The sequence below is a fragment of the Streptomyces sp. WAC05374 genome (genome assembly GCF_004353505.1).
Lineage (GTDB): Bacteria > Actinomycetota > Actinomycetes > Streptomycetales > Streptomycetaceae > Streptomyces.
This window is the reverse complement of record NZ_SMNQ01000006.1, coordinates 1-25,806: the sequence shown is the minus strand read 5'-3', so window position 1 is coordinate 25,806 and position 25,806 is coordinate 1. Positions and strand designations below refer to the sequence as shown.

Sequence of the window (25,806 nt, the reverse complement as noted above, 5' to 3'; positions counted from 1 at the left end):
TCGCTGTGCCCGCTCTTCGGTGGTTCCTTCCGCCACCGGGTCGGCAGGCGTCAGCCGAGCACCTTGATCTCGGAAATGCCGCCACGGTAACCGCCTGATCCGTCGGGCGGCAGCTCGGTGATGTGGATGAGCACGTAGCGCGTCCGCACCGGCTTGTCCACTGTGGTCTTGAGCGTGTCCCCCACTGTCTTGAGCTCGGTCAAGCGGTGTGGGAAGTCGTCCCGTCCGCTGGGGTCGGTCGCTTCCTCCCCGGCCGCGAACACCTGCGCCTTCTGGCCTGAGCGGTACATGGTCACGTCGAGGCCACGTACGTTCTGCACGCTGCCGAGATCCACGATGATCCCGCTGCCCTGCTTGCGGTTCTGGTAATTGCCGAAGTTGGCGTAACCGAAGTACTGGGGGGTGATCCAGGCGGTATCGGTCTTGCCGTCCACCGCGTTCGAGACCTCGTCCTCCTGTATCCCGGACCCGCCCGGCTTGTACTCGTGGGCGTCACTGATCCGCACCGGCTGCGGAGGCTTCACCGGCTTCTTCTGGTTCTGACCGCCCGGAGACGTCTGGGTACCGGTGTCACCGGTCTGCCCGTTGCTCTTCTGCTCCAGGAGCCGGTCCGCGACCTGCCAGCTACCGAGGCCCAGGGCGGCGATGAGGAGGGCCGAGACGGCCCACTTGAGGGCCTTGCCCGTGCGGCTCTGGAGCGGCGGCGGCGGGACCGGAACGGCCATGGTGGCCGCCGAGCCGGGGCGCGGCTGCGTCCGGCCGTAGTTGCCCTGCTGGTACGTCGTGCGCTGGTACTCGGGCGGGGTCGGGAAGTCGGGCTCCGGCGGGCGGATGCGCGGCATGGCCGCGACCGCCTTCGCCAGCTCGTCCGGCGTGGTGCAGGGCGGCTCCTGGCGGGACGCGGTCGCGCCGTCGTTGACCAGGGCGCGCATGGCGAGTTCGGACAGGCCCCGGTGCACTCCCGCCCGTACCTGGTCCGGCGGGATCAGCCCGACGCCCTTGGGCAGCCCGGACAGGCCGTAGGCGTCGTCCTCGTACGGCCAGCGCTTGGTCAGCGCCGCGTACAGCAGAGCGCCGATCGCCTCGGTGTCGGTGCGCTGGGGACGGTCGGCGCTGATGCCGCGCAGCGCGGCGTTCACGGCCAGTCCGCGGATGCGGTACTGGCCGGTGGAGCTGCGCAGGACGGCGCTGGGGGTGAGGCGCAGATGGGCCAGGCCCTCGCGGTGGGCGGCGGCCATGGCCTGGGAGACCTGGCTGACCAGTTGGTAGGCGTCATGCGGCTCGAGCGGGCCGGCCGCGAGCAGCGTGGTGAGTTCGGTGGCGTCCGGGAGCCACTCGTGGACGACGTAGACGAGGTCGTTCTCCTCGACCGCGTCCAGGACCTGGACGAACCGGGGGTCGCCGAGGAGTGCCGAGGAGCGTGCGGCGGCCAGTACCGATCGGGCTCGCGGGTGGTCGGCGGGGAGGATGTGGACGCCCACGGCCCGGCGCAACTTCTCGTCGACGGCGCGCCAACTGCTGAAACCGTCCAGACGGGTGACGCACTCCTCGAGCCGGTAGCGTCTGGCGAGTTTGTGGCCGCTGTGGAGCTCGGGTGCCGTGATCACGGACTGCTCGCTGTCCCGCCGTTCGCCGTCGCTGTCGCGGGCGGACCTCTCCGCCACGTCCTGCTCTTCCGCCACCCCGTCGCTCGCGGCCTTGTCCGCCTTGGCGGTCAGCGGGTCGTCACCGCTGTTGTCGGCCACGTCGACGGCAGCCGTGCTACGTTCCGCCACCGTCGTTCCTGCCTCCCCATCCGTTGCGCCACATCCAACAGCCATGCCAATTGTGCCCACAGTCCGGCGCTATGCACGACACGCGGTCGCCCACGATGGTTGTGCGAGCCCTGCCGTCAGCGTCCGAGACGGCCGCGGACCATGCCGACCATCGAGTTGAGCTCTTCGATCCGCATCTTGCGTGCACCGGCGTAGAACACGCCCATCAGTACGATCCCACCGCCGACCAGAGCCGCGAGCGAGCCCAGGGCGCCGTCGCCCAGGGCTTTGAGAATGCCGAACGCCGCAGCGCCGCCGAGGACCGCCGCGGGGACGGACGCCATGCACAGCCGGGCGTAGGTGCGGACGACGTGCGCGCCGTCCAGGTCGCCGCCCAGCCGGTTGCGCAGCCGCCGCCAGGCGACGCCGACGCCGACCGCGTACGCGAGGCCGTAGGAGGCCGCCATGCCGACGACGGCCCACTCGGGCGGCAGCAGGACGTAGCAGGCCGCCGAGGCCGCGGCGTTGACGGCCGCCACGATGACGGTGTTGTAGAAGGGCGTGCGGGTGTCCTCGTAGGCGTAGAAGCCGCGCAGGACCACGTACTGCACCGAGTAGGGGATCAGCCCGAGGCCGAACGCCATCAGGATGAAGCCCATGCTGCGGGCCGCCTCGGTGCCGCTGGACGCGTACAGCAGAGTGCACATCGGGACGCCGAGCGCGAGGAAGGTGAAGGCGACGGGCACGATCGCGACGGCCGAGTTCCTCAGGCCGTGCGAGATGTCGTCGCGCACCGCGCCCGGGTCGTTGTCGTGGGCGGCGCGCGAGATGCGCGGCAGCAGCGCGGCCATGACCGAGACGGTGATGATGGCCTGCGGCATGCCCCAGATGAGCTGGGCGTTGGAGTACGCGAGGAAGCCCGCGCCGTCCTTGCCGGACGCCTTGCCGGCCGCCGTGGCGAGCTGGGTGACGACGACGACGCCGGCCTGGTTGGCGAGGACGAACAGCACGGTCCACTTGGCGAGTTTGACCGTCTTGCCGAGCCCGTGGCCCTTCCAGTCGAAGCGCGGGCGGAAGCGGAAACCGGCCTCGCGCAGGTACGGGACCATCGCCAGCGCCTGGACCACCAGCCCGAGGAGCGTGCCGATGCCGAGCAGCCGGATGCCCTCGTCGGGAATGGTCGTGACGCCCATCTCGGACTCGGCGGAGGAGCCGTAGACCCAGATGAACATGCCGAAGGTGAAGATGACGACGATGTTGTTGAGGACCGGCGTCCACATCATCGCGCCGAACCGGCCCCGGGCGTTGAGGATCTGACCCATCACCACGTGCACGCCCATGAAGAAGATCGTGGGCAGGCAGAAGCGGGCGAAGGTGACGGCCACGCTGTTGGCGGCCGCGTCGCTCGCGATCGTGTCCGACATGGCACGGATCAGCAGCGGCGCTCCGAACACGGCGATCGTGACGATCACACCGAGGGCGACCATCACGAGTGTCAGGAGCCGGTTGGCGTACGCCTCGCCGCCGTCCTCGTCGTCCTTCATCGAGCGGACGAGCTGGGGGACGAAGACCGAGTTGAGTCCGCCGCCCACGGTCAGGATGTAGATCATCGTCGGCAGGGTGGCCGCGATGGTGTAGGCGTCACCGAGCAGGGCGGCTCCCAGCGCGCCGGTGATCACCAGGCTGCGGACGAAGCCGGTGAGGCGGGACACCAGGGTGCCGGCCGCCATCACGGCGCTCGACTTCAGCAGGCCGGAGGCACGGCCGCCGGACTTCTTCGGGGCGGGCGGGGCCGCCGGCGCCGGTTCGGGTTCCTGCGGGGCGGGCGGCTGGGGCTGCCCGTGGCCCTGCTGGTCGCGGTAGAGGTGCGCGAACGCGTCCGGCTCCGGCTGCTCCTCCCCGGCACGCGTGACGAGGTCGTCCACGCCCGTGAACTGAACGGTCCGGGCGTCGTCGCCGTACGGGAGGTGGCGGGACGGCCCGTCGGGCTCGGGCGGCGGGGTCTGCGCCCAGATCCGGGGGTCCGGGGCGTACTGCGGCGCGGCGGGTTGCTGGTAGAGCGGCGGCGGCTCCTCGTACGTGCCGGGCGGCGGCGGAGGGTGTGCCGCCCGGTCGTACAGCGCCTCGCCGACGGGGTCGTGGGCGGAGATGTCGTGGCTGCCGTACGGATCCTGCTCGTAGGCGTGCTGGACGTACGGGTCCGGGGCGGGCGTGGCCGGTGGCGGGACGTGGCCCGCCGCGGGGGGCGGGCCACCGGAAGGCGCGCTGCCGCCACCCGCGCCCTGACCGCGGTCACCGTCGTACGGCGCGTTCATGGTTTACCCCACCTCATCGTCCCCGGCCGACCGGCCACGACATCGCTCAACGGTCCACTTTCTCACCCTGGCCCGACGGGTCGGTGCTTTGCGCTCCGGTGTCCGGGGTCGGGTCACTCGGCTGCTCGGGATCGTCGCTCCGCGCAGCCGCGCCGGGCGTCTCCGGTTCCGCTGCCGCGCCCGTGCCGGCATCGGTGTCGGTGCCGGCGTCGGTGCCGGACTCGGCCTCGGCGTCCGCCTCACGTGCCGCGGTGCGCTTGCGGTGGGTGTACATCCTGATGCCGGCGAGCGCGAGCAGCAAGAACCCGCCGGCGATCACCAGCATCACGGTGGGGGTGATCTCGGAGACCTTGACGGTGAAGCTCATCGGCTTGCCGTACGGCTTGCCGTCCTCCGTGTAGAGCTGGGCCGTCATCGGGACCGGGCCGTTGGCGTTCGCGGAGGCCGTGAACTTCACCGACTGGCTGTGCCCGCCGTCGATCCGCACCGGCAGCTCCGCGACGGCGTCGTCCCCGTTCAGCTTCAAGCGGGTCGGCTTGGTGGACGTCAGCCGCAGCACCAGGTGGTCGACGCCCTGGAGCAACTGGTTCTGTACCGTGACCGGGATGGTCGCACTGCGCCCCGACAGGGTCAGGTCCGACTTCTCGATGAGCTGGACCTCGGTGGTCAGGTCCTTCAGGTGCTGCTGCACGCTCGCCCGGTACGCCGTGGCGGGTTCGGCGCGGCCCCGCCAGGAGGTCGACATCTCGCGGTTGATCGCGTTGCCGAAGGGCGTCACGACCCGGTACGCCGCCGTGAGGATGACCTTGAAGTTGTCCAGGGTGTCCTGGGTCGTCTTCATGTCCTGGAACGCCTGGAGGGGCAGCTCCTGCTTGCGCAGCTTGGCCGGGTACTTCCCGGCGCCGGGCACCTTGGTGGTGGCGCGGTCGTCGGGCTTGGCCTCGGCCGCCGCGATCAGGTCACTGGGCTGCGTCCAGCGCTGGGTGGACAGGGCCCGCAGCGCGGTCGCCATCGACTGGGCCTGCGCGGCGGTCGGCAGCCGCTGAGGGGCGACCACGATGCTGCGCTGCTTGCCGGGCTGCTGCTGGGTGACGGCCAGGGAATGGGCGAGGAACTGCTGCACGGCCAGCGTCGAGTCGCCCGCTCCGGTCATGTCGCCCTGGAACGCCGTGGACAGTGGCGCGTCGGCCACGACGGCCGTGGTGCCGCCGCCGATCGGCCGGGCGGCGTTGGGCGTGTAGGGCAGCTCGTCCCGGATGCTGTCGCTGCGGGCGATCAGCTTGTCGGCTCCGGCCGAGGTGGCGACGTCGACGATCGACGGGTCGACGGCTCCGTCGACCGGCCAGGCGAAGTCCACGGACGGCTTCACATGGAGGATCGTCTCCACCGTGGTCTCGGCGACCTCGGTGGCCGGCTGGAGGTGGCTGAGCGAGCCGGAGACGTCCTTGCCCCGGTGGGCCAGGGACGCCAGGTCGGGGTCGGCGTACGGCAGGGCGATCACTTTGTGGCCCTGCACCGCCTTGTCGAGCGCGTTGAGCCACTGCTTGGCGATGGCCTGGTTCTTGCCCGGGACCCGTTCCGTCCCCTCCTTGACCTGGTAGTTCCGGGTCATGGCGTCGACCGTGGCGAGCAGGTCCGGGTCGACGACCCAGGTGACGGGGAGTTCCGCGCCCAGGGAGACGAGCCGCTCGAGGCGGCCGCCCGGGGCCAGCTCGGCCGCCAGGTCGTCGTCCTCGAAGACCGGCGTCTGCTGGTCGTCCGAGCCGGTCTCCGCGGACAGGTGCGTCGAGGAGATGAGCGGCCAGAGATAGGTGAACTGGGTCTTCTTCTCGGTGGCCTCCGGCTGCCAGGGCAGGAAGGTCCGCTCGATGCCGAGCACCTGGTCGTAGGGGGTGCTCCCCGCCCGGCCCGAGACGGAGACGCCGAGCTGGTAGACACCGTCCTCGTCCAGGTTCAGCTTCTCGACCGGCACGGTGATGCTGAATTCCTTGCTGAGGCCGGCCGCCAGCGTCGGGATCTTGATGCTGTACGGGCCGCCGAGGGCCCCGCCGTCACTGCCCGGCGTGAAGCGACCGCGCTTGGCGACCGCGTCGATCTCACCCCGGCTGGACATCCGCGAGCCGACGCGCAGGTCGACCTGGGCCCCGCTGACCGTCTGCTTGCCCTCATTGGTCACCGTGCCGCTGATCGTGAGGGTGTCGCCCTCCACGGGCGTCGTGGGCGAGAGCGTGTCCAGAGACACATCGACCGGACGGTCGGCGGCCACCTTCTCGGCGGCGGACGCGGGGGGCGTCGAGGAGACGTGGAGCAGGCCCGCCAGGAGCGGCACACTCACCAGGGCGGCGGCCGTCCGCCGTAGCCATCGCCGGGCAGGAGAGCGCATCGTGCTCTGGAAATCTGCCGCCTCGGCCACGCGCTCGCCCGTCCTCGTCGTCTGTTGCCGTTGGTGGTTCGTCGGTTCCTGCGTCCACGCATGGTAACGAGGTGCGCCGTGGCTAAGTGCCGCGGACTGCTCCACATGATCGGAGGAGTACGGCCCTGAAGATCGCGGAAGCGGGGCGCCGGGCGGCGGGAAAACGGGGACGCCGCCGTGGGCGCGGGCACGTACCCTTTTCTGTTGTGCCGAACGCCAATGAAGACAACCCGACTGCACTGAGCCAGGTGCAACGCCGCGCGGTCAGCGAACTACTGCGCGTGTCCCCCGTCGCCGACGATCTCGCTCGCCGCTTCCAAGAGGCGGGCTTCAGCCTCGCCCTGGTCGGGGGTTCGGTACGGGACGCACTGCTCGGCCGGCTCGGCAACGATCTCGACTTCACCACCGACGCCCGCCCCGAGGACGTCCTGAAGATCGTCCGGCCGTGGGCCGACGCGGTGTGGGACGTCGGGATCGCGTTCGGCACCGTGGGTTCCCAGAAGGCGGCGCGCGTCGGAGACACGGACCAGATCTTCCAGATCGAGATCACGACGTACCGCTCGGAGGCCTACGACAGGACCTCGCGCAAGCCGGACGTCTCGTACGGCGACTCGATCGAGGAGGACCTGGTCCGCCGTGACTTCACCGTCAACGCGATGGCCGTCGCGCTGCCGGAGAAGGAGTTCATCGATCCGCACGGCGGTCTGGAGGACCTCGCCCAGCGCGTGCTGCGCACCCCTGGCACGCCCGAGGAGTCCTTCTCGGACGACCCGCTGCGCATGATGCGTGCCGCCCGGTTCGCCGCGCAGCTCGACTTCGAGGTGGCCCCCGACGTCGTGGACGCCATGAAGGGGATGGCCGACCGGATCGAGATCGTCTCCGCCGAGCGCGTACGGGACGAGTTCAACAAGCTGATCCTCGCCGCGCACCCGCGCAAGGGGCTGGGGCTGCTGGTCGACACGGGCCTCGCTCAGCGCGTGCTGCCCGAGCTGCCCGCCCTGCGGCTCGAGAGCGACGAGCACCACCGGCACAAGGACGTCTACGAGCACTCCCTCACGGTGCTGGAGCAGGCGATCGACCTCGAGGAGGACGGTCCGGACCTGGTCCTGCGGCTGGCTGCCCTGCTGCATGACATCGGCAAGCCGCGCACCCGGCGCTTCGAGTCGGATGGGCGGGTCTCCTTCCACCACCATGAGGTGGTCGGCGCGAAGATGACCAAGAAGCGCATGATCGCGCTGAAGTACTCCAACGAGATGGTCAAGGACGTGTCCCGCCTGGTGGAGCTGCACCTCCGCTTCCACGGCTACGGCACGGGCGAGTGGACCGACTCGGCCGTACGCCGCTATGTGCGTGACGCCGGTCCGCTGCTCAGCCGCCTCCACAAGCTGACCCGCTCGGACTGCACGACCCGCAACAAGCGCAAGGCGGCCGCCCTGTCCCGCGCCTACGACGGGCTGGAGGAGCGCATCGCCAAGCTCCAGGAGCAGGAGGAGCTGGACGCCATCCGGCCCGACCTGGACGGCAACCAGATCCAGGAAGTCCTCGGTATCCGCCCGGGGCCCGCTGTCGGCCAGGCGTACAAGTTCCTGCTGGAGCTGCGGCTGGAGAACGGTCCGATGGCGCACGACGACGCCGTCGCCGCGCTGAAGGAGTGGTGGGCCGGCCAGCAGTGAGCCGGGCCCGGCGCGATGTTTCACGTGAAACATGGCGCCGGGAGGCAACGGCAGGAAGACCGTTGGGGCGAGGGGCGATGTTTCACGTGAAACATCGCCCCTCGTCGTACGAGCAGGCTCAGAGCAGGTCCTCCGTGCGCCTCCACCGCAGCAGCAGCGCGGCGACGCCCGCGTACAGGGCGGCGACCATGACGACCAGTGCGGGCGAGCGGCCGTCCGGAGGCAGCATCAGGGCGGCGATGCCCGCCGCGCCGACGAAAGCCACGTTGTACAGCACGTCGTAGAGCGAGAAGACCCGCCCGCGGTACGCGTCGTCCACGGCGAGCTGCACCACGGTGTCCGTGCCGATCTTCGTGCCTTGCGTGACGAGTCCGAGCACGAAGGCGGCGACCAGTATGGGCGCCGGGGCGAACGACAGCCCCAGCGCCGGTGCCAGTACAGCGGCCGACGCGGCACACGCGACCATCCAGCCACCCTGCCCCAGCCGCCCGACGGCCCATGGTGAGAGCACCGCAGCGGCGAAGAAACCCGCCCCGGACACACCGACGGCCAGGCCCAGCAGCGCCAGACCCTCCGACTCGGTCGACGTCCAGGCGTACCGGCAGAGCATCAGCACCATCACGGTCAGCGCGCCGTAGCAGAAGCGGATCACCGTCATCGCCGCGAGCACCCGGGCCGCCGCCCGCCGCTGGGCGAGGTGGCGCAGCCCGCCGACAAGCCCCCGGGCCGTCGAGGCGAGAGCCGCGGCCAGCCGGGGCTGGACCACATCCGGGTCCGGCCCGAGCCGTCCACGGCCCATGCGCAGTGAGGCGAGGGCCGAGCACAGATAGAGGCCGGCGCCGAGCAGCACCACGGCCGCGTCGGAATCGGCGACGACCAGCCGGACGGCGAAGGCCAGGCCACCACCCGCCGTGGCGGCGAGCGTGCCGGCGGTCGGGGAGAGCGAGTTGGCCATCACCAGCCGGTCGGTGTCCACCACCCGGGGCAGTGCCGCCGACAGTCCGGCGAGGACGAACCGGTTCACGGCGGTGACGGAGAGCGCCGAGGCGTAGAAGAGCCAGTCCGGTACGGAGGCGAGGATCAGAAACGCCGTGCCCGCGGCGAGCAGGGCGCGCAGCAGATTCCCGTACAGGAGGACCTGGCGGCGCTGCCAGCGGTCCAGCAGCACGCCCGCGAAGGGGCCGACGAGCGAGTACGGCAGCAGCAGGACCGCCATGGCGGACGCGATGGCGGCGGGCGACGTCTGTTTCTCGGGGGAGAAGACGACGTACGTGGCGAGAGCGACCTGATAGACCCCGTCGGCGCACTGGGAGAGCAGTCGTACGGCCAGGAGGCGGCGGAAGTTCTTCAGGCGCACGAGTACGCGCAGATCACGTACGACAGGCATGGCAGCAAGGGTCACACACGCCGAAGGTCCCCGGGCAGATGCCACGGGGACCTTCGGCGGAGCGGGTGCACACCAGGTGGGCGGATCCGGAGGGTGCCGGGTGATGCCGGCGGATCGCCGGCGACCGCCCGGTGGTGCCGACGGCTGTCCGGCGGGGCCGGTGGCGTCAGCGGGCGACGCTGATCAGCGCTCGACCTCGCCCTTGATGAACTTCTCGACGTTCTCGCGGGCCACGTCGTCGAAGTACTGGACCGGCGGGGACTTCATGAAGTACGAGGACGCGGAGAGGATCGGGCCGCCGATGCCGCGGTCCTTGGCGATCTTCGCGGCGCGCAGGGCGTCGATGATGACACCCGCCGAGTTCGGGGAGTCCCACACCTCGAGCTTGTACTCGAGGTTCAGCGGGACGTCACCGAAGGCGCGGCCCTCGAGCCGGACGTAGGCCCACTTGCGGTCGTCCAGCCAGGCCACGTAGTCGGACGGGCCGATGTGGACGTTGTTCTCGCCGAGGTCCCGGTCGGGGATCTGCGAGGTGACGGCCTGCGTCTTGGAGATCTTCTTGGACTCCAGGCGCTCGCGCTCGAGCATGTTCTTGAAGTCCATGTTGCCGCCGACGTTGAGCTGCATCGTGCGGTCCAGGATGACGCCCCGGTCCTCGAACAGCTTGGCCATCACGCGGTGCGTGATGGTGGCGCCGACCTGCGACTTGATGTCGTCGCCGACGATCGGGACACCGGCCTCGGTGAACTTGTCCGCCCACTCCTTGGTGCCGGCGATGAAGACCGGGAGGGCGTTGACGAAGGCGACCTTGGCGTCGATGGCGCACTGGGCGTAGAACTTCGCCGCGTCCTCGGAGCCGACCGGCAGGTAGCAGACCAGGACGTCGACCTGCTTGTCCTTGAGGACCTGGACGATGTCGACCGGGGCCTCGGAGGACTCCTCGATGGTCTGGCGGTAGTACTTGCCCAGGCCGTCGAGCGTGTGGCCGCGCTGGACCGTCACGCCCGTCGACGGCACGTCGCAGATCTTGATGGTGTTGTTCTCGCTGGCGCCGATGGCGTCCGCCAGGTCGAGGCCGACCTTCTTCGCGTCCACGTCGAAGGCGGCCACGAACTCGACGTCGCGGACGTGGTAGTCGCCGAACTGCACGTGCATCAGACCCGGCACCTTGCCCGCCGGGTCGGCGTCCTTGTAGTACTCGACGCCCTGCACCAGCGAGGCGGCGCAGTTGCCCACGCCGACGATGGCTACGCGAACCGAACCCATTCCGGTTGCTCCCTGTGTTGATCTTCGAAGCCCTGCGGGTCGCAGGGCCTCACTTGGCGGTGTCGTCGGACGGATCCGGCCGGGTACTGCCCCCGTGCCGGGGCAGGCCGCCCGTCTCTCCAGATGTGTTGTCCTGCTGAGCGTCGGCGGAGCCCTCGGCGGCCCGGCCGGCCGCGGGGGTCTCGGAGCCGGACCGGCGCTGGTCCCGCCCCGCCCGCTCGCTCTCGATGAGCTCGTTCAGCCAGCGCACTTCGCGCTCCACGGACTCCATGCCGTGCCGCTGGAGCTCAAGCGTGTAGTCGTCCAGGCGCTCGCGCGTGCGGGCCAGGGAGGCGCGCATCTTCTCCAGACGCTCCTCCAGGCGGCTGCGCCGGCCCTCCAGCACCCGCATCCGCACCTCGCGCTCCGTCTGGCCGAAGAAGGCGAAACGGGCGGCGAAGTGCTCGTCCTCCCACGCGTCCGGACCGGTGTGGGACAGGAGCTCCTCGAAGTGCTCCTTGCCCTCGGCCGTCAGGCGATAGACGATCTTGGCGCGCCGCCCCGCGAGGGAGGCGGCGAGGGCGTCCTCGGGCGCGCTGCCCGGCTCCTCGATCAACCAGCCGTTTGCGACCAGCGTCTTGAGGCAGGGGTACAGGGTCCCGTAACTGAAGGCCCGGAAGATCCCCAGCGACGTGTTGAGCCGCTTGCGCAGCTCGTACCCGTGCATCGGGGCTTCGCGGAGCAGGCCCAGGACGGCGAACTCGAGGATGCCGGAGCGCCTGCTCATGCGTCGCCCTCCTCCGTCTTCGCCGTCCCGTCGAACCGTGTGCCGGGACCTATGCCGTGCTGATGTATCGAGTCGATACATCCCGACGATAGAACGGGCCGGAACACTCGACAAGGGGGGCTAGGGTGAGCGGCGTCACATAGCCAATTCGGAGTAAACGACTTGCCTGATTTGGGATGAACTTCGGTCCTCAGAGGTTTTTGAGCCTGCGTAGTCTGTGCGGCATGCACACCAGTGGGAACCATGCGACAGCCGTAGGCGTCCTCGTTCTGAGTGCATGGCGGATGAGCCCCAGCCAGGGCTGGTCCGTATCGATTTCGGGGGGACCGGAACCAAGCTGCCGCTTCCAGGCGTACTCGCCTGCCCGAGGAGTAGTCGTTCGATGAGCGAGCACCGTCGCAAACCGCCGCAGCCGCAGGGCGGCGGACGTGCCGCGGCCAGGCGAGCCGCCCAGCAGCCCTCCGGCCGCCGAGCGGCCCAGGCGCGAGGAACCAGTACAGGAGCGCATTCCGAGCCGCACGGAGGCGGCGAGGAGCGGGTGTACGGCAGCCGGGCCGAGGCCCGCCGGGCCGCCCAGCGCGGCGGCCGCAGGCGCGGAGCCGAAGGTGCCGCGGCAGCGGCGGCGGGACGTGGCGGGCGAGGCGCGAACCCGGGCAAGAAGCGGCTGATCGACTACCCGCGGCACAACAAGTACGGATGGCGCCGCTGGGTGCCGTCCTGGAAGCTCGTCTCGGGAATGACCCTGGGTTTCGCGGCCACCGTGCTGGGCGCTTCCACGGTCGTGTACTCCATGGTGGAGGTGCCGGAGGCGGTCAAGATCGCCACGGCCCAGAACAACGTCTACTACTACGCGGACGGCACGCAGATGGCCGCCACGGGTGGTGAGGTCAACCGCCAGATCTTGGACTACGACAAGATCCCCATGCACATGCAGAACGCGGTGATCTCGGCCGAGAACAAGACGTTCTGGGACGACAAGGGCGTCGACCCCATGGGCATCGGCCGCGCCGTGGTCAACATGGCCATGGGCGAGCAGACGCAGGGTGGCTCCACCATCACCCAGCAGTACGTGAAGAACGCGATGCTGGACGACCAGAGCCAGACCGTGAGCCGCAAGCTCAAGGAACTGTTCATCTCCCTCAAGGCCGGTGTGGAGGAGGACAAGGAAGACGTCATGGCCGGCTACCTGAACACCTCGTACTACGGGCGGGGTGCGTACGGGATCCAGGCCGCGGCGCGCACGTACTACGAGAAGGACGCGCAGGAGCTCAACGCCAGCGAGTGCGCGTTCCTCGCCGCCCTGCTGAAGGGCGCCACCTACTACGACCCGGCCGGTTCGGTGGACATCGACCCCAGGGCGACGCCGGCGGCCAACACCGAGGCGGCCACCAAGCGGTGGAAGTGGATCCTCGACGAGATGGTCAAGGACGGGAAGCTCAAAGCCGAGGAACGGGCCGAGTACACCGCGTTCCCGATGCCCAAGCCGCCGAAGAAGGGGGCGCGGCTGGGCGGCCAGGTCGGTTACATGGTCGACCTGGCCAAGGCGTACGTCATCAACAACAACGATGTGGGCATCACGGCGAAGAAGCTCTCCCAGGGGGGCTACGAGATCCACACGACCTTCGAGAAGAAGAAGGTCGACGCGTTGAAGAACGCCGTGGAGAAGGTCGAGAAGGCCAACATCGACCCCAAGGAGCGCCCGGACACGGACACGCACGTCCAGTTCGGTGGTGCATCGGTCAACCCGAAGACCGGTGCCATCGTCGCCATCTACGGCGGCCACGACGCGACCAAGCACTTCACCAACAACGCCGACCAGACCGGCGCCCAGGTCGGTTCGACGTTCAAGCCGTTCGTCCTGGCCGCGGCGATGGAGCACGGCGTACGCGACCCCCAGGGCGAGCCCGTGCAGTCGTCCGACCAGCGCCGGACGGTCGACCCGGACAAGACGTACTACAACGGCCAGAACAAGCTGAAGATCAAGAACTACGACGGCACCGTCTGGCACAACGAGGACGGCGAGGAGTGGCTCCAGGTCAACGACGGTGACAAGAGCTACGGGGACATCAACCTCCGCGAGGCGATGATCCACTCGGCGAACTCCCCCTTCGTGCAGCTCGGCATGGACGTCGGCATCGAAGAGGTCCGTGAGACGGCCGTCAGGGCGGGCCTGCGCAAGGAGAGCCTGGTCGGGGCGAACGTGCCGTCCTTCTCGATCGGTATCTCGGACCCCAGCGCCATCCGCATGGCCGGCGCCTACGCGACCTTCGCGGCCAACGGCAAGCAGCGTGAACCCTTCTCCGTGACGCATGTGAAGAAGCGCGGCGAGACGATCTACCAGCACGAGACCACCACCAAGCAGGCCTTCTCGACCGCCATCGCCAGCAACGTCACCGACGTCCTGAGGGACGTCGTCGAGGACCCCGAGGGCACCGGTAACAACGCGGCCATCCCGGGCCGTCAGGTCGCCGGCAAGACGGGTACCACCGACGGCAACAAGTCCGCCTGGTTCGTCGGCTACACGCCACAGCTCGCCACGGCCATCGACATGTACCGGATGGACGACAACGCGGCGAACAAGAACCGTAAGTTCCTCGAGATGTTCGGCACGGGTGGTCAGAAGAAGATCCACGGTTCGTCGTTCCCGTCCGAGATCTGGCAGAAGTACATGTCTACGGCGCTCAAGGGCGCGGAGGTAATCCCCTTCCCCGAGCCGGAGAAGCTCGAGGCCGACAGCGTGTACGGCGGCGGCGCCAAGAGCCCGGAGCCCACGCCTTCGGACACGCCCGAGCCGACCCCGTCCCAGTCGGAGTCCGAGAGCCCGTCGCCGACCCCGTCGCCGTCGGAGAGCACCAAGCCGGCGGAGCCCTCGTGCGGCCCGTTCGACTGGGACTGCAACAACGAGGACGGCGGCCAGAACAACGGCGGCCAGGACGGCGGGACCGACACCGGGGGCACCGATACCGGCGGCACCGATACGGGCGGCACGGACGACGGCGGTACAACCGGCGGCATCACGACCAGTCCGTCGCCCACCGGCGGCAACGGCAATGGAAACGGTGGCGGCAACGGAGGCTGGTTCGGCGGAACGGAGGGCTAGCGCCCACCGCGCCCACCACCGCCGGGGCCACCCCGGCCACGGACCGAGGGCCGCCGCATCCGGTACGCACACACCACGCGTGCGTACACCGGATGCGGCGGCCCTCGGCGTTGTACGGGGCGGGACGGAGCCGGGGGAGCCGGTGTGCACCGGGCACGAGGCGTTGTCCACAGGCCGCGCAGGCCCACAGCCCCGTACGGCAGGATGTCCCCATGCCGAGCCCACAGAAGACGACGAGCGCCCACCAGGACCGGCCCGTCGTGTCCCCGACCAGGCGGGACGAGGTCGCAGCCGCCGGCAGCGAGCTGATCGGCGGCCCCATCGGCCGCTGGGCACGGCTCGGCAGCAGCGCGGTCACCCCCGTCCGCGTGGTGGCCCTCGTCGCGATCGGGATGTTCGCGCTCGGCATGGTGCAGAAGTTGCCCTGCTACAACTGGGCGTGGTTCCGCGGCACCAGCTCCCAGTACACCCACGCCTGCTACTCCGACATTCCGCACCTGTTCGTCGGGCGGGGCTTCGCCGACGGGCTGATCCCGTACTTCGACCGCCTCGGCGGCGACATGGAGTACCTCGAATACCCGGTGCTGACCGGGCTGTTCATGCAGGTCGCGTCCTGGCTGACGCTCCCCTTCGACGGCGACCTCCAGTACCGCGAGCAGATGTACTGGATGGTCAACGCCGGCATGCTGATGGTCTGCGTGGCCGTCCTCGCCGTCTGCGTCGCGCGCACCCACCGCAACCGCCCCTGGGACGCCCTGCTCGTGGCCCTGGCGCCCGCCTTCGCGCTCACCGCCACCATCAACTGGGACCTGCTCGCGGTGGCGCTCACGGCCGCCGCCCTGCTGATGTGGTCACGGGGCCGGGCGCTCGCCTTCGGTGTCCTCCTCGGGCTCGCCACGGCCGCCAAGTTCTACCCGTTCCTGCTGCTCGGGCCGCTGCTGCTGCTGTGCTGGCGGGCCGGGAAGTGGCGCGAGTTCGGGACCGCCCTGCTGGGCGCGGCCGGCTCGTGGCTCGTGGTGAACGTGCCGGTGATGCTGCTGGCGCCCGAGGGGTGGAAGAAGTTCTACTCCTTCAGCCATGACCGGGGCATCGATTTCGGTTCGTTCTGGCTCATCATCACCCAGCGCACGGGCGTGACCATCTCGCCGGACGACGTCAACACCTACGGGATGGTGCTGATGCTACTGGCGTGCGCCGGGATCGCCGCGCTGGTGCTCACCGCGCCGCGCCGTCCGCGCTTCGCGCAGTTGGCGTTCCTGGTGATCGCCGCCTTCATCCTCACCAACAAGGTCTACTCGCCGCAGTACGTGCTGTGGCTGATCCCCCTGGCCGCCCTGGCCCGTCCCCGCTGGCGGGACTTCCTGATCTGGCAGGGCTGCGAGGTCATGTACTTCGTCGGTATCTGGATGTACCTGGCCTACACCACGAGCGGCAACAAGCAGGGGCTGCCGACGGAGGGCTACCAGTTCGCCATCCTGCTGCACCTGGTGGGAACGCTGTTCCTGTGCGCCATGGTGGTGCGCGACATCCTGCTGCCGGAGCGGGACGGGGTACGGCGCGACGGCTCGGACGATCCGTCGGGAGGCGTCCTCGACCGCGCGGAGGACGTCTTCGTGCTCGGCCGCGCCGCGCACCCGCCGCAGCACGCCGCACACGCGGTCCGGGGACCGCGTGTGGAGTGGGGCGTCGTACGGGAGTGAGGAGAGGCGCAGGGCCTGCCCTGAGCAGGCCCTGCTGAGGCCGGCCCGTGGCAGGCCCGGCGGGGGCCCTACAGGGCTCTTCGGAGGCCCTGTGCCGGGCCTCTAGCGCTCGACCAGGCGGTCGAACTGGGTCGTGGTGTGCCGCAGGTGGGCCACCAGCTCGTCGCCGACCTTGGGCTCCTGGGCGTCCGACGGGACGAAGAGGATCGACACCTGCATGTGCGGGGGCTCGGCGAACCAGCGCTGCTTGCCCGCCCACACGAAGGGCGACAGGTTCCGGTTCACGGTCGCCAGGCCGGCCCGGGCCACGCCCTTGGCGCGGGGCATCACGCCATGCATCGCCTTCGGGGCCTCCAGGCCCACGCCGTGCGACGTGCCGCCGGCGACGACGACCAGCCAGCCGTCGGAGGCCGCCTTCTGCTGGCGGTAGCCGAAACGGTCCCCCTTGGCGACGCGCGTGACGTCCAGCACCGCACCCCGGTACTCGGTCGCCTCGTGGTCGCCCAGCCACAGCCGCGTGCCGATCCGCGCCCGGAACCGGGTCTGCGGGAACTGCTGCTGGAGCCGCGCCTGCTCCTCGGCCTTCAGGTGACTGACGAACATGGTGTGCAGCGGCAGCCGGGCGGCCCGCAGCCGGTCCATCCAGCCGATGACCTCCTCGACGGCGTCGGTGCCGTCCGTGCGGTCCAGCGGCAGGTGCAGGGCGAAGCCCTCCAGGCGCACGTCCTCTATGGCCGCGTGGAGCTGGCCGAGCTCGTGCTCGCCGATGCCGTGCCGCTTCATCGAGCTCATGCACTCGATGACGACCCGGGCGCCGACGAGGGCGTGGACGCCGTCGACGGACGACACCGAGCGGATCACCCGGTCCGGCAGCGGAACCGGTTCCTCGCCCCGGCGGAACGGGGTGAGGACCAGCAGGTCACCGCCGAACCAGTCCTTGATCCGGGCCGCCTCGTACGTCGTGCCGACCGCCAGCATGTCGGCCCCGAAGCGGGACGCCTCCTCGGAGAGCCGCTCGTGGCCGAAGCCGTAACCGTTGCCCTTGCACACCGGGACGATGCCCGGGAACTGGTCGATCACGGACTTCTGGTGCGCCCGCCAGCGAGCGGTGTCGACGTAGAGGGAGAGCGCCATGGCCGGCCCGGAACCTTTCTGATGGCTGCGGTGTATCAAAGGTATGTACGAGACTACGGAAGCGTCAGCGGCGGGACATGTAGATGTCGAGCGCCTTGTGCAGCAGCTTGTTCAGCGGGAAGTCCCACTCGCCGATGTACTCGACGGCCTCGCCGCCCGTGCCCACCTTGAACTGGATCAGGCCGAAGAGGTGGTCCGTCTCGTCCAGCGAGTCGGAGATGCCGCGGAGGTCGTAGACCGTCGCCCCCATCGCGTAGGCGTCGCGCAGCATCCGCCACTGCATCGCGTTCGAGGGCCGGACCTCACGGCCGATGTTGTCGGAGGCGCCGTAGGAGTACCAGACGTGACCGCCGACGACGAGCATGGTCGCCGCCGACAGGTTCACGCCGTTGTGGCGCGCGAAGTACAGCCGCATGCGGTTGGGGTCCTCGTTGTTGAGGACGGTCCACATGCGCTGGAAGTACGACAGCGGGCGGGGGCGGAACCGGTCGCGCACGGCGGTGATCTCGTACAGCCGCTGCCACTCGGCGAGATCCTCGTAGCCGCCCTGGACGACCTCGACGCCGGCCTTCTCGGCCTTCTTGATGTTGCGCCGCCAGAGCTGGTTGAAGCCCTTGAGGACGTCGTCGAGCGAACGGTTCGCCAGCGGCACCTGGAAGACGTAGCGGGGCTGTACGTCACCGAAGCCGGCGCCGCCGTCCTCGCCCTGCTGCCAGCCCATCTTGCGCAGCCGGTCGGACACCTCGAAGGCACGCGGCTCGATGTGCGTGGCCTCGACGTCGCGCAGCCGCTTGACGTCCGGGTCCTGGATGCCGGACTTGATCGCGCCCGCGTCCCAGCGCCGGATGACGACCGGCGGGCCCATCTTCACGGAGAAGGCGCCCTGGTGCTTCAGGTGCGCCAGCATCGGCTGGAGCCAGTCGTCCAGGTTCGGCGCGTACCAGTTGATCACCGGGCCCTCGGGGAGATACGCGAGGTACCGCTTGATCTTCGGGAGCTGGCGGTACAGCACCAGCCCGGCGCCGACGAGCTGGCCGTCCTTGTCGAACCAGCCCAGGTTCTCCGAGCGCCACTCGGTCTTCACATCAGCCCATGCGGGGACCTGGCAGTGACTCGCCGCAGGCAGGCTCTGGATGTATGCCAGATGCTGCTCTCGGCTGATGGTCCTCAGGGTCAGGCTCATGCGGGGCGCTCCTCGGCAGGTGTGTCCCCATGGGTACAGGGGCTCCGGCTCTCGCGCCGAAGCCTACTGGCACCGGGGAGCGCCCCGACTGGCTGTACGCCAGGAGGGCCTAACCGAGTACACCCCCGAAGAGGCCGCCGTGCGCCATGCCGAGACCGAAGCCGACCGCCGAGGCGCCCAGGCCGATGATCAGCAGGGTGCGTTCGCGTGTCGTCTCGGAGATGTACTGGCCGTAGGCGCCGGTGACGAGGCCGATCAGACCCGTCCACGAGCTGATCAGGTGGAGGCTGTGGAACTGGGCCGTGATGAAGGCGACGGCACCCAGTACCAGGGTCACCGCCATCAGCGTGTCCTGGAGCGGATGGGGCTTGCCGTCCGTGGCGAAGAGCGACGACGTGGGGTGACGGTGGAATGCCTGGGCCATGAGGTCCTCCTGGCTGTGCCGGAAGGCGGCGCATCGTAGCGCCGCACGCACCCGATGTGTACAGATTGCGTCCCCTGGCCACAGGATTTCAACCGGAAGCCGGTGTGCGGGTACTCTGTACGGTCTGCACCGGTGTCTGCCCATGCCCTGATCAGGGTCCCTCACTCGATGAGGGCGATTGTCAGTGGTGGCCGATACCGTTGCTCACGCATCACGACCCTCCTGCCACGGAACGACCGTGGCCGCTGAGTCCAAAGGAGGTGGGTTCCACATGCGTCACTACGAGGTGATGGTCATCCTCGACCCCGATCTCGAGGAGCGCGCTGTCTCCCCGCTGATCGAGAACTTCCTCTCCGTCGTCCGTGAGGGCAACGGAAAGGTGGAGAAGGTCGACACCTGGGGCCGTCGTCGTCTCGCTTACGAGATCAAGAAGAAGCCCGAGGGCATCTACTCGGTCATCGACCTGCAGGCCGAGCCTGCGGTCGTCAAGGAGCTCGACCGCCAGATGAACCTGAACGAGTCGGTCCTCCGGACCAAGGTCCTCCGCCCCGAGACCCACTGAGCATCTGCTCAGAGGTCATCGGGTTCGAGTAGCAGCAGCAAGCAGCCAGAAGCAATCCCGCCGAGAGGTTCCCCATGGCAGGCGAGACCGTCATCACGGTCGTCGGCAATCTTGTCGACGACCCCGAGCTGCGCTTCACCCCGTCCGGTGCGGCGGTCGCGAAGTTCCGCGTCGCGTCCACTCCCCGCACCTTCGACCGTCAGACCAATGAGTGGAAGGACGGCGAGAGCCTGTTCCTGACCTGCTCGGTCTGGCGCCAGGCGGCGGAGAACGTCGCCGAGTCGCTTCAGCGAGGCATGCGCGTCGTCGTGCAGGGCCGGCTGAAGCAGCGGTCCTACGAGGACCGCGAGGGCGTCAAGCGCACGGTCTTCGAGCTGGACGTCGAGGAAGTCGGCCCCAGCCTCAAGAACGCCACGGCCAAGGTCACCAAGACCACCGGCCGCGGTGGCCAGGGCGGCTACGGCGGTGGCCAGCAGGGCGGCGGCAACTGGGGCGGTGCCCCGGGTGGTGGCCAGCAGGGTGGCGGCGCTCCCGCCGACGACCCGTGGGCGACCAGCGCGCCGGCCGGCGGCCAGCAGCAGGGCGGCGGAGGCGGCTGGGGCGGAAGCTCCGGCGGTTCCGGCGGCGGCTACTCGGACGAGCCCCCCTTCTAAGCCCCAGGGCTTTCAGGGGCCGGGTTCGTACCCCACTTCTTGATCACACAGGAGATACACCATGGCGAAGCCGCCTGTGCGCAAGCCGAAGAAGAAGGTCTGCGCATTCTGCAAGGACAAGACCGCTTACGTGGACTACAAGGACACGAACATGCTGCGGAAGTTCATTTCCGACCGCGGCAAGATCCGTGCCCGCCGCGTCACCGGCAACTGCACGCAGCACCAGCGTGACGTCGCCACGGCCGTCAAGAACAGCCGTGAGATGGCGCTGCTGCCCTACACGTCCACCGCGCGATAAGGGGAGGGTGACCGAAACATGAAGATCATCCTCAAGCACGAGGTCTCCGGCCTCGGCACCGCTGGTGACGTCGTCGACGTCAAGGACGGTTACGCTCGCAACTACCTGGTCCCGCGTGGTTTCGCGATCCGCTGGACCAAGGGTGGCGAGAAGGACGTGGCGCAGATCCGCCGCGCCCGCAAGATCCACGAGATCGCGACCATCGAGCAGGCCAACGAGATCAAGGCCCAGCTCGAGGGCACGAAGGTGCGCCTGGCCGTTCGCTCCGGCGACGCCGGCCGTCTCTTCGGCTCCGTGACCCCGGCCGACATCGCTGCGGCGATCAAGTCGGCGGGCGGCCCGGAGGTCGACAAGCGCCGTGTCGAGCTCGGCTCGCCGATCAAGACCCTGGGTTCGCACCAGGTCTCCGTGCGCCTGCACGCCGAGGTCGTCGCGAAGCTCGGCGTCGAGATCGTCGCCGCCTGAGCCTGACGCTCAGCGATCGGACAGCGATCGTCCAAGCAGTACAGAAGGGCCGCACCTCCGGGTGCGGCCCTTCCGCTGTCGGTGCCGCCCATCCGGTGGCTCGGCGCTGTGTTTCACGTGAAACGGAGCGAGTGCCCGGCGTTCGGCGTGATGCGACGGTCAGCGGGTGGCGGTGCTGCGATGGTCAGCGGGTGGCACCGGTGACCAGCCAATGGCCGGACCTGGCGCGCAGCCAGAGCGTCAGCATCCGCACGGTCATCATCAGACCCATCGCCCACCACAGGGCCGTCAGACCGCCGCCCAGGGCGGGCACCAGCAGGGCCACCGGGGCGAAGGCGGCGAGCGTCAGCACCATGGCGCCGGCCAGATAAGGCCCGTCCCCGGCACCCATCAGCACACCGTCCAGGACGAAGACGACTCCGGCGATCGGCTGCACGAGAGCGACGGCCAGCAGCGCGGGCAGGAGCGTGTCCTTGACCGTGGGGTCGGCGGTGAACAGCGGCACGAAGAGCGGGCGGGCCACGATGATCAGCGCACCGAGTACCAGGCCGGAGGCGATGCCCCACTCCACCATGCGGCGGCAGACCTTCCGTGCTCCCTCGGTGTCGCCGGCGCCCAGGTAGCGGCCGATGATCGCCTGGCCGGCGATGGCGATGGCGTCCAGAGCGAAGGCCATCAGGCTCCACAGGGACAGGATGATCTGGTGGGCGGCCACATCCGCGTCGCCGAGCCGGGCGGCCACGGCGGTGGCGATCATCAGGATGGCTCGCAGGGAGAGTGTGCGGACCAGGAGCGGCACCCCTGCCTGGGCGCTCGCCCGTATGCCGGCCGCGTCGGGCCGCAGGGAGGCTCCATGGCGCCGTGCTCCCCGGACGACCACGAGGAGGTAGGCAGCGGCCATGCCGCACTGGGCGATGACGGTGCCCCAGGCGGAGCCGGCGATGCCGAGGCCGGCGCCGTAGACGAGCGCCACATTGAGCAGGGCGTTGGCCGCGAAGCCGGCGATGGCGACGTAGAGGGGTGTCCTGGTGTCCTGGAGCCCGCGGAGCACGCCGGTGGCGGCCAGGACGATGAGCATCGCCGGTATGCCCAGGCTGGATATGCGGAGATAGGTGGTGGCGTGCGGGGCGGCGGTGCCGGAGGCGCCGAAGAGGTCGACGAGCCAGGGTGCGGCCGGAAGGGTGACGGCGATGACGGCCAGGCCCAGGAGCAGGGCCAGCCAGATACCGTCCATGCCCTGGCGGATGGCCGACGGCAGATCGCCGGCGCCCACCCGGCGGGCAACGGCCGCGGTGGTGGCGTAGGCCAGGAAGACGAAGACGCTCACGGCGGTGGACAGCAGGGCGGCCGCGATACCGAGACCGGCGAGCTGGGCGGTGCCGAGGTGGCCGACGATGGCGCTGTCGACCATCACGAAGAGCGGCTCGGCGACGAGTGCTCCGAAGGCCGGCACGGCGAGCGCGATGATCTCGCGGTCGTGCCGGCGCCGTTCACTCTTCGGTCGCGCGAGGGCCTGGTTCATGGGAGCAATCTAATCTTCCACAGGTAAGAGATGCAAGGGGGTGGGGGTCCTTACCGATCAGGGAGTTGACGCTCCGGGTGTGCGCCGTTTGTTCTGATCTTGGTCCGCCGGGAAAAGTTTTTCTCCCCCACAGCCGGTGGATGGAAAAACGCCAGGTCAGCGCCCTTTCTCGGGTGTGGCTATGAGTTTGTCCACACGGCTGTCCCCTGCTCCGTGCACAGGTTCTGCGGAGTTCTCCACAGCATCTGGGTCTTCACCCACAGGCCCTGTGGATAACCAGATTGGCTGACGGTGCCCGCGGGCCTACCGTGGTCCGGCGCTCGACGCGCCAGAAGCGGAGTTGAGCCTCTCGCTTTGTCAGTGTCGTGCCGTAGAAAGAGTGGCACGGCGAGGGTCCGCTGAGCGGACGGGAGGAGGTGGGCCGGTGAGCATCCCCGAGCCCTTGGACGACCCCTGGGCCGACACCGGACCCAGTGACCGTCTGCCCGTCACGCGTCAGCGGGGCAGCGACAGCCGGGGGCGCGGTGCTGGCCGCGACGAGCAGCACGAGCGGGGCAGCGAGCACGGGCCCTGGGACAGCGGCGCGGGCGGCTTCGAGCGGGTGCCGCCGCAGGACCTCGACGCCGAGCAGTCCGTGCTCGGCGGCATGCTGCTCTCCAAGGACGCCATCGCGGACGTCGTGGAGATCATCAAGGGCCACGACTTCTACAAGCCGGCCCACGAGACCATCTACACCGCGATCCTGGACCTCTACGCCAAGGGCGAGCCGGCTGACCCCATCACGGTGGCCGCCGAGCTGACCAAACGCGGTGAGATCAACCGCGTGGGCGGGGCCGCGTATGTGCACACCCTGGTCCAGTCGGTCCCGACAGCGGCGAACGCCTCGTACTACGCGGAGATCGTCCACGAGCGGGCGGTGCTCCGCAGGCTCGTCCAGGCCGGCACCAAGATCACGCAGATGGGATACGCGGCCGACGGCGACGTCGACGAGATCGTCAACTCGGCCCAGGCGGAGATCTACGCGGTCACCGAGCAGCGCACGAGCGAGGACTACCTGCCGCTCGGCGACATCATGGAGGGCGCTCTCGACGAGATCGAGGCGATCGGCTCGCGCAGCGGCGAGATGACCGGCGTACCGACCGGCTTCACGGACTTCGACTCGCTGACGAACGGTCTGCACCCCGGCCAGATGATCGTCATCGCGGCGCGTCCCGCCATGGGTAAGTCCACGCTGGCGCTGGACTTCGCGCGTGCGGCATCGATCAAGAACAACCTGCCGAGTGTCATTTTCTCGCTGGAAATGGGCCGCAACGAGATCGCGATGCGTCTGCTGTCGGCCGAGGCACGCGTGGCGCTGCACCACATGCGCTCCGGCACCATGACGGACGAGGACTGGACCCGGCTGGCGCGCCGGATGCCGGACGTGTCGCAAGCCCCGCTGTACATCGACGACTCGCCGAATCTGTCGATGATGGAGATCCGCGCGAAGTGCCGTCGGCTCAAGCAGCGGAACAACCTCAAACTGGTCGTCATCGACTACCTCCAGCTCATGCAGTCCGGCGGCTCCAAACGGGCCGAGAGCCGGCAGCAGGAGGTCTCGGACATGTCGCGAAACCTCAAGCTGCTGGCGAAGGAGCTGGAGCTTCCGGTGATCGCGCTGTCACAGCTCAACCGTGGCCCCGAGCAGCGCACGGACAAGAAGCCGATGGTCTCGGACCTCCGCGAATCCGGCTCCATCGAGCAGGACGCGGACATGGTCATCCTGTTGCACCGCGAGGACGCGTACGAGAAGGAGTCGCCCCGCGCGGGCGAGGCGGACCTGATCGTGGCCAAGCACCGTAACGGTCCGACGGCGACGATCACCGTGGCCTTCCAGGGCCACTATTCGCGGTTCGTGGACATGGCCCAGACCTGATCGGCGGCCGGTGCCTCCCTGTGAAACCAGAATCCGCCGATCCAGGGGACGGGGCCGCTGCACGCCGGCAGGCAGCGACGTCACGTCCCGGACCTGGCGCCGGTCCTGAGACAGCCACCTGCCGACTCGTCGAGACCGTCGGCGAGCCGTCGGAGCTGACACCGGAAGTGGACCCACACGTCGGCGGGGCCTTATGTGGTCGACGGTGGGGCTGTGGGGCGGATAGACCTGGGGCATGACGTCATCATTCGAAGCACTTCTCCCCGGCACCGAACGTGCCCTTTTCCACCGGGTGGCCACCGCGCAGGCCGAGGGGCGGTCGCCGTCACTCGTCGGGGCGGTCGGCAGGGGCGGGCGGCTGCGGTGGGAGGGGGGTCGCGGCAGCGTCGACGGGCGGGTGCCGGATGCCGACACGCAGTACCGGATCGGATCCATCACCAAGCCGTTCACCGCGGTTCTGGTGATGCGGCTGCGGGACGAGGGCCTGCTCGACCTGGGCGACTCGCTGGAGAAGCACCTGCCCGGGACGGGTGTGGGCGAGGTGACGATCGCTCAGCTCCTTGGGCACAGCGCCGGTCTGGCGGCCGAGACGCCGTCGCCGTGGTGGGAGCGGACGCCCGGGACGGTGCGGCCGGAGCTTGCCGACGTACTGGGTGAGCGGCCGCTGCTGCACCCGGTGGGCCGGCGACACCACTACTCCAACACCGGCTACACGCTGCTGGGTTCGCTGGTGGAGGCGGTGCGCGGGGTGACGTGGGAGGAGGCCCTGAAGGCCGAGATCCTGGAGCCTCTGGGGCTGGGGCGCACGACCGTTCGCCCTGTGGCGCCGCATGCCGAGGGCTGGGCGGTGCACCCGTGGGCGGATGTGGTGCTGCCCGAACCGGCCGAGGACCTGGGGCTGATGGCGTCGGCGGGGCAGCTCTGGTCGACCGCCGCGGATCTGTGCCGGTTCGCCTCCTTCCTGGCGAAGGGGGACGAGCGGGTGCTGAGCGCCGAGACGGTGCGGGAGATGCGGGTCCCGGCCGTGCCGCCGGAGGCCGGGAACTGGGACACGGGCTATGGGCTCGGCCTGCAACTGGTACGCGGGGAGGGGCGCACCCTGGTGGGGCACTGCGGCTCTCTGCCGGGCTTCGTGGCGGGCCTGTGGGTGAGCGTGGAGGAGGATGTCACCGCCGTGATGCTCGCCAACACCACGTCGGGCCCGCTGCCCGGGACGGTCGCCGCCGACCTCGTACGAATCGTGGCCGACGCCGAGCCCCGTATCCCCGAGCCCTGG

19 protein-coding genes are annotated in these 25,806 nt (G+C 69.5%); 9 read left to right on the top strand and 10 right to left on the bottom strand.

What is annotated here, in order from left to right; translation table 11 throughout:
* Positions 1-50 precede the first annotated feature (50 nt).
* From E2B92_RS14225 to E2B92_RS14215, 3 genes are all read right to left on the bottom strand, one after another.
* Positions 51-1,775, bottom strand: a complete 1,725-nt coding sequence (locus tag E2B92_RS14225) for a protein kinase family protein (RefSeq protein WP_126884163.1) — start codon at positions 1,773-1,775, stop codon at positions 51-53.
* A gap of 116 nt (positions 1,776-1,891) precedes the next feature.
* Positions 1,892-4,069, bottom strand: coding sequence for a murein biosynthesis integral membrane protein MurJ (murJ, locus tag E2B92_RS14220; protein ID WP_126884162.1), 2,178 nt, complete (start codon positions 4,067-4,069; stop codon positions 1,892-1,894).
* A 46-nt stretch (positions 4,070-4,115) separates the two neighbouring features.
* Positions 4,116-6,482, bottom strand: coding sequence for a DUF6049 family protein (locus tag E2B92_RS14215; protein WP_126884161.1), 2,367 nt, complete (start codon positions 6,480-6,482; stop codon positions 4,116-4,118).
* 206 nt (positions 6,483-6,688) lie between these two features.
* On the opposite strand from E2B92_RS14215, the gene E2B92_RS14210 reads away from it, so the two are divergent.
* Positions 6,689-8,155: a CCA tRNA nucleotidyltransferase gene (locus tag E2B92_RS14210; RefSeq protein ID WP_185923531.1), complete on the top strand. Its 1,467-nt coding sequence runs from the start codon at positions 6,689-6,691 to the stop codon at positions 8,153-8,155.
* A 118-nt stretch (positions 8,156-8,273) separates the two neighbouring features.
* Here the strand turns inward: E2B92_RS14210 and E2B92_RS14205 are convergent, their stop codons facing one another.
* The 3 genes from E2B92_RS14205 to E2B92_RS14195 all read right to left on the bottom strand — a co-directional run bounded on the left by E2B92_RS14205 (position 8,274) and on the right by E2B92_RS14195 (position 11,574).
* On the bottom strand, positions 8,274-9,542 hold the full coding sequence (locus E2B92_RS14205) for an MFS transporter (RefSeq protein ID WP_126884159.1): 1,269 nt from the start codon (positions 9,540-9,542) through the stop codon (positions 8,274-8,276).
* A 183-nt stretch (positions 9,543-9,725) separates the two neighbouring features.
* Positions 9,726-10,808, bottom strand: a complete 1,083-nt coding sequence (locus E2B92_RS14200) for an inositol-3-phosphate synthase (protein ID WP_126884158.1) — start codon at positions 10,806-10,808, stop codon at positions 9,726-9,728.
* Between the two features lie 49 nt (positions 10,809-10,857).
* Positions 10,858-11,574 (bottom strand): PadR family transcriptional regulator, encoded by a 717-nt coding sequence (locus E2B92_RS14195; protein ID WP_126884157.1) that lies wholly within the window; start codon positions 11,572-11,574, stop codon positions 10,858-10,860.
* A 382-nt stretch (positions 11,575-11,956) separates the two neighbouring features.
* Between E2B92_RS14195 and E2B92_RS14190 the strand changes: the two genes are divergently transcribed.
* Entirely contained in the window at positions 11,957-14,674 is a 2,718-nt protein-coding gene (locus E2B92_RS14190) for a transglycosylase domain-containing protein (protein ID WP_126884156.1), read from the top strand.
* Between the two features lie 212 nt (positions 14,675-14,886).
* Positions 14,887-16,374, top strand: a complete 1,488-nt coding sequence (locus tag E2B92_RS14185; protein ID WP_126884155.1) for a glycosyltransferase family 87 protein — start codon at positions 14,887-14,889, stop codon at positions 16,372-16,374.
* A 102-nt stretch (positions 16,375-16,476) separates the two neighbouring features.
* On the opposite strand, the gene E2B92_RS14180 is transcribed toward E2B92_RS14185, so the two are convergent.
* The 3 genes from E2B92_RS14180 to E2B92_RS14170 form a co-directional block, all read right to left on the bottom strand.
* Positions 16,477-17,508 (bottom strand): alanine racemase, encoded by a 1,032-nt coding sequence (locus tag E2B92_RS14180; protein WP_126884154.1) that lies wholly within the window; start codon positions 17,506-17,508, stop codon positions 16,477-16,479.
* Positions 17,509-17,572: 64 nt separating this feature from the next.
* On the bottom strand, positions 17,573-18,691 hold the full coding sequence (locus tag E2B92_RS14175; protein ID WP_126884153.1) for a lipid II:glycine glycyltransferase FemX: 1,119 nt from the start codon (positions 18,689-18,691) through the stop codon (positions 17,573-17,575).
* Positions 18,692-18,800: 109 nt separating this feature from the next.
* Positions 18,801-19,115, bottom strand: a complete 315-nt coding sequence (locus E2B92_RS14170; protein ID WP_126884152.1) for a hypothetical protein — start codon at positions 19,113-19,115, stop codon at positions 18,801-18,803.
* A 271-nt stretch (positions 19,116-19,386) separates the two neighbouring features.
* On the opposite strand from E2B92_RS14170, the gene rpsF reads away from it, so the two are divergent.
* The 4 genes from rpsF to rplI all read left to right on the top strand — a co-directional run bounded on the left by rpsF (position 19,387) and on the right by rplI (position 21,093).
* Positions 19,387-19,677, top strand: coding sequence for a 30S ribosomal protein S6 (rpsF, locus tag E2B92_RS14165; protein ID WP_004950685.1), 291 nt, complete (start codon positions 19,387-19,389; stop codon positions 19,675-19,677).
* Positions 19,678-19,751: 74 nt separating this feature from the next.
* Positions 19,752-20,330 carry a single-stranded DNA-binding protein gene (locus E2B92_RS14160; RefSeq protein WP_126884151.1) on the top strand — a complete coding sequence of 193 codons (579 nt, stop codon included), beginning with the start codon at positions 19,752-19,754 and terminating at the stop codon, positions 20,328-20,330.
* Positions 20,331-20,391: 61 nt separating this feature from the next.
* On the top strand, positions 20,392-20,628 hold the full coding sequence (gene rpsR / locus E2B92_RS14155; protein ID WP_005315025.1) for a 30S ribosomal protein S18: 237 nt from the start codon (positions 20,392-20,394) through the stop codon (positions 20,626-20,628).
* Between the two features lie 18 nt (positions 20,629-20,646).
* The gene (rplI, locus tag E2B92_RS14150; RefSeq protein WP_126884150.1) at positions 20,647-21,093 is read left to right on the top strand and encodes a 50S ribosomal protein L9; all 447 of its coding nucleotides are present in this window, start codon (positions 20,647-20,649) and stop codon (positions 21,091-21,093) included.
* Positions 21,094-21,277: 184 nt separating this feature from the next.
* Here rplI and E2B92_RS14145 read toward each other — a convergent pair whose 3' ends face one another.
* Positions 21,278-22,615, bottom strand: coding sequence for an MATE family efflux transporter (locus E2B92_RS14145; RefSeq protein ID WP_126884149.1), 1,338 nt, complete (start codon positions 22,613-22,615; stop codon positions 21,278-21,280).
* Positions 22,616-23,039: 424 nt separating this feature from the next.
* Between E2B92_RS14145 and dnaB the strand changes: the two genes are divergently transcribed.
* Together dnaB and E2B92_RS14130 are read left to right on the top strand one after the other, a co-directional pair.
* Positions 23,040-24,530, top strand: coding sequence for a replicative DNA helicase (dnaB, locus tag E2B92_RS14135; protein ID WP_126884148.1), 1,491 nt, complete (start codon positions 23,040-23,042; stop codon positions 24,528-24,530).
* Positions 24,531-24,765: 235 nt separating this feature from the next.
* Positions 24,766-25,806: serine hydrolase domain-containing protein (locus tag E2B92_RS14130; protein ID WP_133087547.1), on the top strand; the 1,041-nt coding region annotated here is incomplete at its 3' end.